At 40.7% G+C, this 14,613-nt stretch carries 12 protein-coding genes; 7 read left to right on the top strand and 5 right to left on the bottom strand.

What is annotated here, in order from left to right; all coding sequences use genetic code 11:
- Positions 1-36 precede the first annotated feature (36 nt).
- From BUA60_RS15915 to BUA60_RS15905, 3 genes are all read left to right on the top strand, one after another.
- Positions 37-1,206, top strand: coding sequence for an N-acetylglucosamine-6-phosphate deacetylase (locus tag BUA60_RS15915; RefSeq protein ID WP_178347012.1), 1,170 nt, complete (start codon positions 37-39; stop codon positions 1,204-1,206).
- A 70-nt stretch (positions 1,207-1,276) separates the two neighbouring features.
- Positions 1,277-2,518: an Nramp family divalent metal transporter gene (locus BUA60_RS15910; RefSeq protein WP_072863389.1), complete on the top strand. Its 1,242-nt coding sequence runs from the start codon at positions 1,277-1,279 to the stop codon at positions 2,516-2,518.
- 9 nt (positions 2,519-2,527) lie between these two features.
- The gene (locus BUA60_RS15905; RefSeq protein WP_072863387.1) at positions 2,528-3,289 is read left to right on the top strand and encodes a glucosamine-6-phosphate deaminase; all 762 of its coding nucleotides are present in this window, start codon (positions 2,528-2,530) and stop codon (positions 3,287-3,289) included.
- 62 nt (positions 3,290-3,351) lie between these two features.
- Here BUA60_RS15905 and BUA60_RS15900 read toward each other — a convergent pair whose 3' ends face one another.
- Positions 3,352-3,696 carry a HopJ type III effector protein gene (locus BUA60_RS15900; protein WP_072863386.1) on the bottom strand — a complete coding sequence of 115 codons (345 nt, stop codon included), beginning with the start codon at positions 3,694-3,696 and terminating at the stop codon, positions 3,352-3,354.
- Between the two features lie 212 nt (positions 3,697-3,908).
- Between BUA60_RS15900 and BUA60_RS15895 the strand changes: the two genes are divergently transcribed.
- A complete protein-coding gene (locus BUA60_RS15895; RefSeq protein WP_072863384.1) occupies positions 3,909-4,502 on the top strand; it encodes a type 1 periplasmic-binding domain-containing protein in 594 nt (197 codons plus the stop codon).
- 222 nt (positions 4,503-4,724) lie between these two features.
- Entirely contained in the window at positions 4,725-6,296 is a 1,572-nt protein-coding gene (locus BUA60_RS15890) for an SDR family NAD(P)-dependent oxidoreductase (protein WP_072863383.1), read from the top strand.
- A gap of 7 nt (positions 6,297-6,303) precedes the next feature.
- Here the strand turns inward: BUA60_RS15890 and BUA60_RS15885 are convergent, their stop codons facing one another.
- The 3 genes from BUA60_RS15885 to BUA60_RS15875 all read right to left on the bottom strand — a co-directional run bounded on the left by BUA60_RS15885 (position 6,304) and on the right by BUA60_RS15875 (position 9,580).
- Entirely contained in the window at positions 6,304-7,452 is a 1,149-nt protein-coding gene (locus BUA60_RS15885) for a protein involved in meta-pathway of phenol degradation (protein ID WP_072863381.1), read from the bottom strand.
- Between the two features lie 101 nt (positions 7,453-7,553).
- Complete coding sequence (locus BUA60_RS15880) at positions 7,554-7,976, bottom strand: hypothetical protein (RefSeq protein ID WP_072863379.1); 423 nt, start codon at positions 7,974-7,976, stop codon at positions 7,554-7,556.
- Positions 7,977-8,065: 89 nt separating this feature from the next.
- Positions 8,066-9,580, bottom strand: coding sequence for a vanadium-dependent haloperoxidase (locus tag BUA60_RS15875; RefSeq protein WP_084532629.1), 1,515 nt, complete (start codon positions 9,578-9,580; stop codon positions 8,066-8,068).
- Positions 9,581-9,646: 66 nt separating this feature from the next.
- Here BUA60_RS15875 and BUA60_RS15870 point away from each other — a divergent pair, with 66 nt between their 5' ends.
- Positions 9,647-10,378: a LytR/AlgR family response regulator transcription factor gene (locus tag BUA60_RS15870; protein ID WP_072863377.1), complete on the top strand. Its 732-nt coding sequence runs from the start codon at positions 9,647-9,649 to the stop codon at positions 10,376-10,378.
- Here the strand turns inward: BUA60_RS15870 and BUA60_RS15865 are convergent.
- Entirely contained in the window at positions 10,353-12,995 is a 2,643-nt protein-coding gene (locus BUA60_RS15865) for an ATP-binding protein (protein ID WP_072863375.1), read from the bottom strand. The two genes, BUA60_RS15870 and BUA60_RS15865, sit on opposite strands and share 26 nt — an antisense overlap.
- Before the next feature lie 238 nt (positions 12,996-13,233).
- Here BUA60_RS15865 and BUA60_RS15860 point away from each other — a divergent pair, with 238 nt between their 5' ends.
- Positions 13,234-14,502 carry a sterol desaturase family protein gene (locus BUA60_RS15860; RefSeq protein ID WP_072863373.1) on the top strand — a complete coding sequence of 423 codons (1,269 nt, stop codon included), beginning with the start codon at positions 13,234-13,236 and terminating at the stop codon, positions 14,500-14,502.
- Positions 14,503-14,613 lie beyond the last annotated feature (111 nt).

Here is a 14,613-nt window from a genome sequence, read left to right as displayed (position 1 = left end):
TATACATTAGTTATAGCACTATTCTTTTTTTACATCATGGGAATATCACAGTCTATGGATAAAAGCGGTATGGAGGGCATTTTGTATTCCGATGAGGGATGGGTCAACATTTCGACTAAAAACGGAAAAATTTCGGGAATAAACAGATTGTCGAAAGGTGATAGGGATTCAAAAATATATGTAGCTCCCGGTTTAATAGATGTCCAGATCAACGGCTATATGGGAGTAGATTTTTCCGGTCCCGATCTTACGATGGAAGGGGTGAGGAAAGCTACAAAGGCCTTATGGAAAGCTGGTGTAACTACTTATTTTCCGACCATTATTACCAGTGATTTCAAAAGAATGAAAAGGAATTTTGCCATTCTGGCCGAAGCACAAAAAGATCCGGAAATAGGAGGTTCAATTCCAGGATTCCATTTGGAAGGCCCATATATATCACCGCTACCCGGCTATAGGGGTGCGCATTTGGAGAAATACATCAAAAATCCGGATTGGGAGGAATTTCAGGAGTTGCAAAAGGCAGCCAACAATGGTATAAAATTAATAACCCTGGCACCTGAATTGGAAGGGGCCATACCCTTTATCCGTAATTGCGTTGCCAATGGTATTATTGTGGCGCTCGGACATCACAATGGCAGTGCGGAGGATATAGAACGTGCCATAGATGCCGGGGCAAAAATGGCTACCCACCTCGGTAACGGATGTGCCAACGAGATTAATAGGCACCATAATCCGCTTTGGCCACAGTTGGCCGATGATAGGATTACGCCTAGCATTATAGCAGATGGATTTCATTTGACCAAGGAAGAGGTACGAAGTTTTTATAAGGTAAAAGGACCGGATAAAACGATTTTGGTCTCCGATGCCCTGGACTTGGCTGGTCTTCCTCCCGGAGAGTATACCCGGGGAGAGCGTACACTATTGCTGACCCCCAATGTGGTAAAATTACCAAAGGAAAATGTTCTGGCCGGGGCAGCATCACCAATAAGTGCATGTGTAGGGGTAATTATGGATTATACCCAATGTACTTTGAATGATGCCATACAAATGGCAAGCACCAATCCTGCAAAGATGTTTTCCCTTAATGAACTTGGCGAAATAGGACAGGGAAAACAAGCCGATCTTATTCTCTTTGAGTTGGACGATAATAAGGTGATAATTCACAAGACTTTTGTGTCCGGACAGTTGGTATATTCCAAAGACTAACTTCCTATTGGTTTCTACAGTGTTGAATGTTAGGGTACTTGGTTGAAAATTAAATCTATAAAAGCAACATATGGGCAATAAATCACTATTCAAAAAAATACTATTGGGACTTAGCGCGGTAGGTCCGGGCTTGTTTCTTATTGGCTACAACATTGGAACCGGTAGTGTTACCACAATGGCCAAGACCGGTGCGGAGTTTGGTATGGGTCTTTTTTGGGCAGTAGTGCTTTCCTGTATTTTTACTTACATTTTAATGGTTGCCTATGGCAAAGTAACCTTGGTGACAGGTAGGACCGCGCTGTTTAATTTTAAACAGGAGTTTAAATGGGGCTGGATACTTTCGCTCTATATCATTTTGGTATTGATTATAGGTGAATTATTGGCTCTTATGGGGGTAATGGGTATAGTGGCCGATTTGGTACAGGAAGGGGTACGCTTGGCATTTAACGGGGAGATAATCCAAAGAGGGTGGATTATTCTTTTTTTCGTAGCCATACTCACATTTTTTTTATGGTTCGGACGTTATAAGGCATTTGAAAAAGTCTTGACCGTTCTGGTGATCCTGATGGGACTTTCCTTTATGGTCGTTTTCATTATGGTCCGCCCGGATATGATGGATATTCTATCGGGTATGGTTCCGAGTATTCCGGATACTCCCGGTGCGTTGGGGCTTATTGCGGCCATTACGGGTACCACCTGTTCTGCGGCTGTTTTTGTAATGAGAAGTACGGTGGTGGCAGAAAAGGGATGGGGTATAAATGATCTAAAAAAGGAAAAGACAGATGCTTTTGTATCGGCTTTTATGATGCTTTTCTTGAGCGGTATCATCATGGCGGTTGCCGCAGGAACCCTACATATTTCCGGGATGAAGCTGGACGATACCGTAGAAATGATATCCCTTTTTGAACCATTGGGGGGTAAATTGGCGGCTTTTGTTCTGATTATAGGGATTACAGGGGCCGGACTGTCCACTATTTTTCCGATCGTGCTTATAGCCCCTTGGTTGCTGGCCGATTATAGGGGGACTCCAAGAAACATTCATTCCAAGTCTTCCAGAATGCTAATACTTGGCGCCATGGTATTTGCCTTTGGAACAGTCTTTTTGGAGGAAAGACCTCCCGCACTTATGGTATTCTCACAAGCTTTTCAAGCCTGTATCCTTCCGGCAGTGGCGATTCCTATGTTTATATTGATCAACAAACAGAAATTAATGGGGAGTAACAAGGCCAGTACAAAGATCAATCTTGGTCTAATAGCGGTAATCCTTTTTTCACTGCTGACCACATGGTTCGCTATAACCGAATTTTTATAATATTAAACAATGGAAAAATCGTTTCAAATTGAAAATCTGTCCGTAAAAATTTATGGGCAAAAAAAGGAAATGGGGGCAGCAGCAGCTGATTATGTTACAAGGAAATTGAAAGATGCAATCGAGAAAAAGGGCAGGGCCAATCTTATCTTGGCTACTGGTGCATCCCAGTTTTCATTTTTAGAGGAGTTGCAGACCAAGGAAATCGATTGGGGGAAAATAACCGTATTTCACTTGGATGAATACAAAGGCATATCGGAATCGCATCCCGCGAGTTTTAGAAAGTATCTCAAAGAGCGCATTTTAAATAAGGTAGCACCTAAAAAGATATATTTCCTAAATGGCGATGCAGCAAATTTACAATTGGAAATCCAAAATTATGAAGAGGCCTTGAAGGCACATCCAATAGACATAGCTTGTATTGGAATAGGAGAAAACGGACATATAGCCTTTAATGATCCCGTTGTTGCCGATTTTAAAGATCCCAAATTGGTGAAGGTGGTAGAGCTGGATGAAGCTTGCAGAAATCAACAGCTTGGTGAGGGCTGGTTTCCAACTTTTGCCGATGTGCCCAAGGAAGCCGTTACATTGACCATTTCGGCCATAATGAACTGTAAGGCCATTAGTTGTGTGGTGCCGGACGAAAGAAAGGCCCAGGCCGTTTATAATAGCCTGTACGGGGATATAAGTACCAGCTGTCCGGCTTCAATACTTAGGACGCACCCCGAAACCGTCCTGTTTTTGGATAAAGCATCGGCATCCTTGATCAAATAATTGGTCATTCTTCGTTGCCCTATAACTGAACATGAAGGAGCCGAACAAGGTATTGCTTGTCCTTACTTTATGCTAAGGGCCTCATTGTCGAAGGAAATACCTTCCCAGCCACTGATCATAAAATTGCGAATGTTTTGGTGGTCCGTACCCGTTGGATTTTCAAGGACATCTTTTCGGTAATAGGAACCAAAGCAAGCCAAGGTTTCCTCCTTGCTCAATTTGTGATGTAGTGCAAAAGAAAATACTTTACAGGAACCTGAATTTTGACCCGCTTCATTGATCACTTCCCCATTGGTGAATCTTGAAGGCGAAAAATTATAATAGGCATCAATAATACCTATGGTGTCCCCAAAGGTTATCTCTTCTGGAGTCTTTCTAAGTTTGTCTAGAAATTCGTAAACCGTCATTGTTCGATGGGATTTAAGTTTAGGCCGTAAATTTAGATTATCCAATCAAGAATCAAGTAGGATATGTGAAGTTAATTATTACATCATTTCTCAAATTGGTTAGGTCTATATTTTTTATCTTTAAGGAAAATAAATAAAATCCAATCCAGTTGTTTGATAATTGTGGTAGGGTTTCATTTTCAATAATTAATCGGTACTAAAAATAGATACACATGAAACAACTAATTTTAGGTATGCTGCTATTATCAGCTTTTCCTTTTATGGCGCAGGAAATTAAAAAAGAAGTTCCTCTTAATGAAATTCAGATTAAAACTGCTGTTCTGCCCGCTCCTGATGAAAAAAAGGATGGAGCTATGGTTTATGGCTATAATAGCTCGGGAGAATTGGTAGTTTTGAGAAAGGGAACCAATAATTTGGTCTGCATAGGTGATAACCCAAGTAAGGATGGGATTAATGTGGCATGTTATTCCAAAAAACTTGAACCTTTCATGGCCCGTGGTAGGGAACTATCGGCGAAGGATCTTTCTGGGGAAGAGCGGGAAAAAATCCGTGCCAAGGAAGTAGCATCTGGAAAATTAAAAATGCCCAAGGAACCAAGCATGATGTATGTTTATTATGGAAAATCCGAGGATTATGATAGTACTACCGGAGAGTTGCAAAATGGAAAATTTAGATACGTTATTTATACACCCTTTGCAACCACGGAATCTACGGGTTTGCCCGACAAGCCACACGCTCCTGGAATGCCATGGTTAATGGATCCCGGTACCCATAGGGCGCATATTATGGTCGGCCCTTTTGATTAAAGTTGTAGATCCTTCAAAACATTTCAGGTCTATGTCCAAGTTTTGGATATATTTTTTAAAGCAGTTTATTTAAACTACCACTGCCTTCATGTATTTTTACAAGGTTATTCGAGCGAGAACAAGCTTGTACTGGTCTTGTTTTTTCGCTAAATGGTTCTGTTTGTGCAATCTAATTTAAACCTTACATTTGCACGTTTTTAATTTTCAGAAAATATTTGGAAAATGGGCGGTAATAATCTGGTAGACAGGCAGGAGAATGTTGGGGAGGCAATAAGTTCGGAAGAGATAGATCAGTGTATTTTTCTACTTAATAAGTTGGTAGGTAGCGGACATAAGGTTTTTGAACTTCCGGAAGATAAACGGGTGGCCTTGCTGAAGGCTGCGGGCCAGTTGTCCAGACCGGCCAAAAATGAATTTAAACAGCGTAAAAAGGACGCAGCCAAGGCTGCTAAGCGCAAGATTATAGAGCGCGATAAGCATGCGCGTAAGGAAACAGGTATAAGAAGCGCTAGGGAAGCTGCCGTGTTTGTAGCTCCCAAATTATTGGCTGCTCCCGTCAGGGAAACCTTGGAGGAGCTAGAGTTGGAATCCCCAAGGAATTGCTATGTCTGTAAAACCGTATATACCAAATTACATCATTTTTATGATGCCATGTGCCCGGAATGTGGCGACTTTAACTACGCAAAACGCTTTCAGACGGCCGATCTTAGTGGACAGGTAGCCATAGTTACGGGGTCTAGGTTAAAAATAGGATATCATATTACCCTAATATTGCTTAGGGCAGGGGCAACTGTGGTAGCTACCACGAGGTTTCCGGTAGATTCTGCGCTGCGCTTCTCCAAGGAAGAAGATTTTCATGAATGGGGTCATAGACTAAAAATACATGGTCTGGATTTAAGACATATCCCTAGCGTTGAGATCTTTTGTAATTTTATAGAACAACAGTACGACCGATTGGATATCCTGATCAATAATGCGGCGCAAACCGTTAGAAGACCGGCAGGATTTTATCAACACCTTATGAAAAACGAGGAAGTTCCTTTTCAGGATTTACCCCCAAGGGCCCGAGAGGTATTGTCCGACCACGATTTTTGCCTACAGGAATTAAATAACCTTACCAAGGGTACCGCGAGTACCCAAAATAATACCTTACCTGTTAATTGGCATGCACCGGAACCTGGTATTGGCATTAGGGCCTCTGCGAAATTGTCACAGATTCCCTACAGTTTTGATAGCTCCCTTTCTGCCAAGGAAGTTTTTCCCGAAGGGGAATTGGATGCCGATCTGCAGCAAATAGATCTAAGGAAGACCAACAGCTGGCGCCTAAAATTAGGGGAGATTGAAACTCCGGAAATGATAGAGGTACAATTGGTGAACGCCATTGCCCCCTTTGTGCTCTGTAACCGTTTGTCTAAACTTATGCGGCAGGAGAATACTGGAAAAAAACATATTATCAACGTCTCGGCTATGGAAGGGAAATTTCATAGATTTTACAAGGAGGATCGTCATCCCCATACCAATATGGCCAAGGCTGCACTGAATATGATGACGCATACATCTGCTCTTGATTTTGCAAAGGATGGTGTTTATATGAATGCTGTGGATACTGGTTGGGTCACTGACGAAGATCCCGTAGAGCTGTCCACAAGAAAGGAAGAAATCCATGATTTTCAACCTCCATTGGACATTGTGGACGGTGCTGCTAGGGTCTTGGATCCATTGATAGATGGCATTAACACAGGTAAACATTGGTGTGGTAAATTTCTAAAGGATTACCGCCCCATAGACTGGTAGTCTTTTTTTAATTAAAGGTATCCATCAATGAAGGGTCTATTTCCATGGTTTTGCTTTTGGTGAAGCGATAGGAGATGCCAAAATTTATTAAATAATCTGCAAAAGCGGCATCCCCATTTCTGGGAGTTCCAGTGCTTATTTCGGTTTGCCTATCCGTAACACTTTGAGGCCTATCTCGCCGAACGGCAAAAGGTACATTTAGATTTAGGGTTAGATTGTGAAGAAAATAGGCAAGGCCCGGCTCAATTGACAGTACATTACCAGGTCTTCGGAAACCTTCGTTGCCACCAATTAGGTCTTTAACGGGCACAGCATCGAAGCGGGCCCCCAAGGAAGTAGATAGTGCGTTGGACAAACTATAGCTTAATCCTGTACGTACAGAGTATTGGTCCGGTACGGCCATGATGGCTTCGTTTTCCAAAAGAGGGCTCAAGGTTTCCCTAAACGTTCTTATTCCGTTGGTTTCCCGAGGGTTCAATAGGTAAAAGCCACCACCATAGGCAAAAAGGCCGGTAGTCATTTTTTTATAAAACTGGAAATCTACTGTAAGACCAAAACCACCGTCCCCAGGTTGAATGGATTGGTCAACTGGACGCACTTCTGGACTCCCTTCTGGACCAACGTTATAAAATATATCTGTTGCATTGTAGTTGCCGGTAGGTAGTTTTATGCCTATGCCAACGGCCATGTTACCACCTGAATGTTTAATGGGGTCCAATAACCAATACCCTACCCCGGCCCGTATATCGGCCAAGCCTCTGGAAAAAGTACTGTTTCTTTCTTCCCTGCCGTGCTCGTAAAGTGAGGACCTGGCATTTATTACCGTGGGTATGGTAATACTGGTATAGAAGCGGTCAGAGATGCCATAGGTCAGGAAAAAATCCCACGCATGTGAATGATTTATTACCTCAGTATTGTTGGTTACTCGATCGGACTCCTCTTCCGTTCCCCTAAAATGCCGAAAAGATTTAAAATACCTATAATTCATGCCAATTTGAAGATCTCCATTGCCCAGTAAATTGTTTTCCAAACTATTACCTACACATGAGGAGAAATGCCTTATAGCTACGCAGCCTTGGGCATTTAGTGCAATGGGGTTAATTGAAAGGGTAATTAGCATGCTGCCCAATAATAATTTAGCATGTAGTATTTTCATGGTTGGGATAGACTTTAATTAGTTTATTTTACCAAATAATTTTCTATTATAATGATCGTTAAAGTGCCTTGTGCGTTTAAGGACTCAAACCCTTTATGTACTTATTGTTGGGGAACTTTTTCGTACGACCGTGGATAAATAAGAAACAGCGCACTGATTATTACGATATTCTTAATAATGTACTGGCCTACCAGAGTAAGTGAAAATGGGGCTTGGGAAAAGGAAATTTCAGGAAAAAATACCACTGGAATAAAAGTTAATACAAGATGTATCAGCGCAGCAACAATAACTATTTTGAGCTGAATTTTAAAGATTAAGCACAACCCAATGGCGACCTCAATTATTGCCAGTAACAGGATGCCAATATTTTCCGGAATAGAATTAAAGGTCAATAACGAAATGGTTTGTTTGGCCAGTATGTCCGCCGGACTTAGTCCAGGAAAAAATTTTAGCAATCCGAACCATAGGTAGATTATGCCTATGCTTATGCCAAGTATTCTGCCATTTTGGGATAAACGAACCATAATAATACAGTTTTTTCTATAGATTTAATTTTTCCGGATAGATGAAGGATTTCCTGATCAGGGTAGGGGTTTTTTGAAGGAATATATTATTAGTTTGCCAGAGCTGCTCCTTTACCATTTTCACCTATAAGCTCTAGGTATTTCTTATAATGGTGTCTAGCTACTTGCCTACCCAATTCCAATCCTGCAACATTATCGGCCTGGATATGATATCCTCCCATTACTCTGGATATCCCTGCCATTTCGGCCGTTTCTGTAAAAGTTGGAAATTTTATAATAACCGGGTCGTCAAGATTATTGGGCTCTGTAAGTGCTCCCGGCACCAGTTCAACTTCCACTCCAAAATGGTCGTCCCCGGTAAACAAGCGCAAGGCCTCTGCACATCCTCCGCTTATGGTACTGTGGCCGGAAACATAGCTTGGAAAAGGTGGACAAAGAAAGGCATCTGGGGAATAAGGCCTCCAATCCTTACCCTTCATTTCAATCATTCCTTTATCTGGGCCTCCCCAGGCCTTAATTACCTTGTCTTGATAGTAATCGTGAACCAAGGCATAGGGGCGTGTATAATCATAGTACATTTTGGAATCCCAACAGGAGATAAAGGCATCCATGGCTACAGATTCTACTAAAAAGTACATCTTTACATCTTGATCCAGGGTATGGTTGTCCCGGGTAGATACGTCTTGCGCAAATTTCAACCAATGTCCTGCCTGTTGTACGGATTTGGGCCCATCTCGCATGAATTCTACCAAGGCCTTGTTTTCTGGGGTTAAATTAGCCTGAAGGTCAATAACTTCCTGAACTTCTTTTTCCAATTGTTCGGAACCGACCATAGGCGGTGGACCAGGCCTAAACTGATCTGCCGTTTCCAATAATAGAGGTTTTACCTTTTGCCAATAGGGTGTTAGGCAACCTGGATTGTATTTATTGCCTTCCTCATCAATAAAATACTTTGGCTGCCATCTGTTGAGGTCAATATTTCTGTCAATGTCATTTACCGGTGCATAATTGGTATAATCAAAGTAGGGCTGCCCATTGGAACCTTCCACTTCCCCGTACTGGTTGGAGCCATCGTTTTTACGCGCATTGATTACCAAATCTGCGGCAAGATTGCCAACGCCCTCTGGCGTGCTGGCATCACGGGATTGATTTTCTGGGTCAAGGCCCAAAGCGATCATTTTTTCCTTGAACAATGTACTGTCGGAATAATAGTATTCCTTTAGGGCCCTATATGCGGCATAGCTTACCGCTATTTCTTTGTTTTTAAGTGTTCTTTTGTTTTCTGGGAAACGATCAACACCTTTTAGGTATAGGGGTTGTGCCTTTTCATCAAATCGTGTCCAGGCATCGAACATGGCGGTACATATTAAGCCAAGATATCTGGAAGTAACCGTGGGTCTAGGTTTAAACCGATCTGTGTCCAAAGCAGTTCCTTCCAAGGCCATAAAGGCCCATTGGTAGGCCACGTTATCCTTTCCCCGCGGTTCCTCGGCCATGGCCATCAGATTATCCGCCATATTCTTGGAAGTCTTGGACTGCTTACAGCCCATCATTCCAAAAAATAAGATAGCAAGTACAGGTAAGAAAAGTCTTTTAAGGTTCATGTTAGTTGGTTTAGTTACCAACAATAGTAGAATTTTAGATGGCTCGAAAATTATTTTTTATATGAAATGATTATATTGCTTTATGAAAATGGTAATTTATTGGATAAGATCATGAGGTGTTTAATTGTAGATGATGATCCGTTGATTTGTGATTTGCTTGAGCACTTTTGCAGTAAGATCAATGAAATTAAAGGTGTAACTACGACGGTTTCCGGTTTTGAATCTATTAACCTTATTCATAATTCATCGTTTGATCTCATTTTTTTGGACTATAATTTACCGGACATTACGGGCAGGGATATTTTGGATTTAAATCCCAGCTCCGCTGTTATTATGATTACTTCCAATAAGGATTTCGCCATAGATTCCTACAATTACCCAAAAATTGTGGACTATCTGGTTAAACCAATAGATTTCCCTAGATTTTATAAGGGTTTTTTAAGGGCGAAGGAATTTCTTTCCGCCAGCCAAAAAACGCCGGAAAAGGATGCCAGATTGTTTATAAAGGAAGGTGGAAAATTGGTGAAAATAAAATTGAAGGAAGTAGCCTATTTTAAATCGGAGGCCAATTACATTTCCATTGTTTTCAAAAACAAGAAAATATTGACTCTAATGGCCCTCAAGGACCTTGAACCCAAACTTCCGGATTTTTTTCAACGTGTGCATCGGTCTTACATCATTAATCTTAATATGTTAGACGTTATACATACCGGTGCAGTGGAAATTAATAAAGACCATGTCCCCGTAAGTCAGCGTTACGCCCAGGAATTGCTCAGGAAGATCCAACTTTTGAATTAAGGTGTCCTTCCGCTCTGATACAGCATAAATAAAAGGCAAAAATGTTATTTATTTTGTGAAGATGATTCTTATCAACGATTGCTATTTTGTCCGGGAGAGCCTCTTTTAGATCGGTCAATTGAAGATTATTGATATGGGCTATTATTTTGTGGATTATGGCTTCCCATTTCACCTGATCCTTACTTTCGCCAATTTTGTTTATTCCTTTAAGATAGTTTTCAAATTCCTTCTCCAGTAATTTTAGAACTTTGTTTATTTTGGGAATGTCATGGTCATAATTGTTATAGATATTTGAAAAATCGGGAGCCTTGAATTCATTGCTCCCTAAAATTTTATAGACCGTATCTTTTAATTGGTCTATTTGGAAGGGTTTTTGAAAATATTCGCCGAATGGGGTGTCGGCCTCCGTAGCATCCAAGGCCGAAATAATAATTAGGGGACAGTTTATTTCTTTGGCTTTGATCCAACGTTCCAGGCTAGTGTTTATTTTTTCATTTGCCAGCATTAGATCGCTTATGATCAAATCTGGTGTTTCTGAATTTATAAGTTTTAAGGCCTCGTCTATGGTTTTGGCTTGGTGCAAGGCAATGTTGTCCAATTTTAGAATATGCTTTATCAGCTCCATAGTAGATGCATCGTCCTCTATGTGCAGGATATTGTAGTTGCCACTTAGTTTCGGAAGAGGCAGTACTGAAGAGGTAATTGGTTTTGTTAATTTAGGGGTGGCTAGAGAAATGGTAGGGATGCTGATCAGAAATTCGGAACCTTTGCCTTTCACGGAAGAAGCCACCAAAGTACCCCCAAATAGTGTAGTCAACTGTTTAACAATGGAAAGTCCTAAGCCGTAGCTGCCATACCTTCCGGATAGATCGTTTTTTTCCATAAAAAAACGGTCGTTTATCCTATTCAGGTTTTTTGGAAGTACCCCTACACCAGTATCCTTCACCTTTATATTTAAGGTTTTATTTTCCGTACCATTGATGGAAGCAATTAAGCTTATACTACCCTTTTTGGTATATTTTATAGCATTTACCACGAGATTTGTAACTATCTGTGTCAATCTTAAGGCATCGGTCTGAATGAGGGTAGTTTCAAGCTTTTCGTCTATACTTAAATTGAAAGTAAGTCCTTTTTGAACAGCTTCGTACAAATAAGTGGAGTGAATATCCCTTAAAAGCTCAGCAATATTGGTAGGTTCCAATTGAATGTGCAGCTTGCCTTCAACTAATTTTTGGTGGTCCAGAACGTCATATACTAGGCCGGCCAAGCTATTGGAGCTTCTTTCCAGTGCATTAATAATGGGTAATTGTGGTTCCGAGGCGTTTTTGTACAACAATTTGGTAAGGCCCAAAATAGCGTTGAGAGGGGTTCGCATTTCGTGACTCATATTTTGTAAAAATTCATCCCTTTGTTTTCTGGCCACCTGTTCCTTCTCCAGTGCCGTGTTTAATTCAAGGACATTTTGATCTATTTTTACCTTCATTTTGGTAAAGGTATTGGCCAAGATCCCTATTTCGTCCTTTCTATTGGTAGGTAGGGTGTTGTCATCGGGAATACCCTGATCGTAGTTGCTGATCGCTTTTGTGATTTTCTTAATTTTTTTTGAAAATAAATTGGTAAAGAACCAAGACAAAAGAATTGAAAATAGGCATACCCACAGCAATGTCTGAATACTTTCCGATCGTACGCTAAGGGCATTTTTCAACAATATATTTTGATCCATATTGGAAATCAGAAATATTTTTCGTTTTCCATCAAAATAAGGCAATTCCTTAAAATAACTTAGATAACTACTGCCGTTCTGTCCTGTGAGCTGCTGGAAACCATCCTTCGGGGGGGTCCGGGAACTATCGTCAACATTGAAATCAGAATAAAAATTTTGAAACTTTCGGGTCTGTTGGCCAAACTGTTGGGACCTGTCACCTGAGTATAAATACTGACCTTGGGTATCTATTAAATAGAACTGACTGTCAGTACCGGCAATTTGATCAAGACCAAGGTATAGCGGACTAAGGTTTATATTAATTATCAAAATGCCAACTTTTAAGTTTTCATTATCAAAAATGGGGCTGGCAACACGTAGGGTAGGGGTAAAAGGAGTGCTGATTACGCCGTATTCCTCATTTAAATTGATATTGGAAAAATAGTGTTCGCCTTTTCCTATTTGAAGCGCCTCCTTAAAATATTCACGGTCCCCTTTTTGCTGTAGATTGGTCGACTTTAGTACTTGGCCATCCAACTTATCGAAACGAATAATCTCCTTACCGTTCTCATCCGCCTCTAATAGTCTGATCTGAAAATAGGTTTCTTTGTTTTCCAGTATAATTCGGAAGAGCTGGTCAATATCGTTGGTGGTTTTTTCTGAGGGTTGAAATATATGTTGTTGTAAGGTTGGACTCAATGCTATTACCGCAATGTCATTGGTGACCTCATTTAATAAGGCATAAAAGGACTGTTCCGCCAATTCGGAAGCATGCATAATACGTTCTTTGGAATGCGCGGTAATTACTTGTGAAGCTTTTCTAAAGACCAAATACCCGGATAAAAGAATGGAGAAAATGATTAGGCCCGTGAAGAAAAGCGCAAATCGGGTAACTATGGAATGTCTTAAATTCATCTAAAGGCGAATATAGGGTATATAGGACTAATTTATACTTTATTTAAATTGAAAACAAAGGCTTTAGCGGAATGCCATGGAGGCCTTTCTATGCGGAATCCAATTGTATCTCAAACTTCGTTTATTTTGTTGGTTAACTATATTAAGATGATTTGATTCTTATTACTGAATTAAGGGCTGGTAAAAAAATAACGATTTTCACTATATTTGTTATGTACTTCAGAATTTACCTTGCTTTATGGAGACCTACGCAACGGCACTTTTATATGCCATCCCGTTTTTTGTAATCCTTTTAACAATAGAAATAACCTATGGCTATTTTGTAAAAAAACAAATGCATAAGGTTATGGATACGGTTTCCAGTATAAGTTCGGGGTTGACCAATATAATCAAGGATACCTTGGGCCTGGCGCTGATCGTAGTTTCCTATCCATTTTTATTGGAGCATTTGGCCATAACCGAAATTAAGGCTACTTGGTTGGTGTGGACAATTGCATTTATTGTTCTGGACTTTGCGGGTTATTGGAACCATAGGCTTAGCCATAAAATAAATATTTTTTGGAATCAACATGTAATTCACCATAGCAGTGAAGAGTTCAATCTTGCCTGTGCCCTTAGGCAACCTATCAGCAACCTAGTGGGTTATTTTTCGCTGTTCCTTATTCCAGCAGCGGTTTTGGGCGTGCCCCACATGGTCATAGCCATTTTGGCCCCGATACACTTATTTGCGCAATTCTGGTATCACACCAGGCATATCGGCAAAATGGGATGGTTGGAATATATCTTGGTCACCCCTTCCCAACATAGGGTGCACCATGCCATCAATCCGGAATATATAGATAAGAACCTAGGTCAGATTCTGTGTGTTTGGGATCGTATGTTCGGTACTTTTCAGGAGGAGCTGGAGGAGGTTCCGCCCCAATTTGGAGTATTGAAACCCGCAGGGACTTGGAACCCTATAATTATCAATTTTCAGCATTTGTGGAGGATATTACAAGATGCATGGCGAACCAAGAGCTTTCGCGACAAATTGCGTATTTGGTTTATGCCTACTGGCTGGCGGCCCGATGATGTTAAGGAAAAGTATCCCATTGCCATTATAGGGGACGTTTACAATTTTAAAAGATATGCTTCCAATGCTACCAGTGGGTTGAAGGGATATGCTATTTTCCAGATGCTAATAAGTTTGGGGCTAATGATGTTTATGTTCTACAACTACACAGAAATTGGTTTTGAGGGACTGCTTATATTTAGTGGCTTTATTTTTATTGGTATCTATGGATATACTACCCTTATGGATAGGAAAAAATATGCTGTTGCTGTTGAGGTGATCCGAGGGGTGGCCGGCATTTTGTGGATAGTTTATTTTGGTGATTGGTTCGGCTTAAATGCTTTCCTTCCAATGGGCAATGCGTGGATTGGGGCCTATTTTCTGATCACGATTTTAGCAGGTATATATTTCACCTATTTTGAAAATAGGGAAACCGAAATGGGGATGGCTGCCTAAAGACTTTATTCAAGCCAAAAAATAATATATTGCATTTCTAGGAATGGGAAGGCTCGGATAATAACCGTTTCTTGTCTTATCTGCCAAATCAAATTTAAGGTTGGTTAGAAG

Source organism: Arenibacter palladensis (assembly GCF_900129275.1).
In the GTDB taxonomy this organism is placed as follows: domain Bacteria; phylum Bacteroidota; class Bacteroidia; order Flavobacteriales; family Flavobacteriaceae; genus Arenibacter; species Arenibacter palladensis.
Note: the sequence above shows the minus strand (reverse complement) of the source record. Positions and strands in the feature narration are given on the sequence as shown.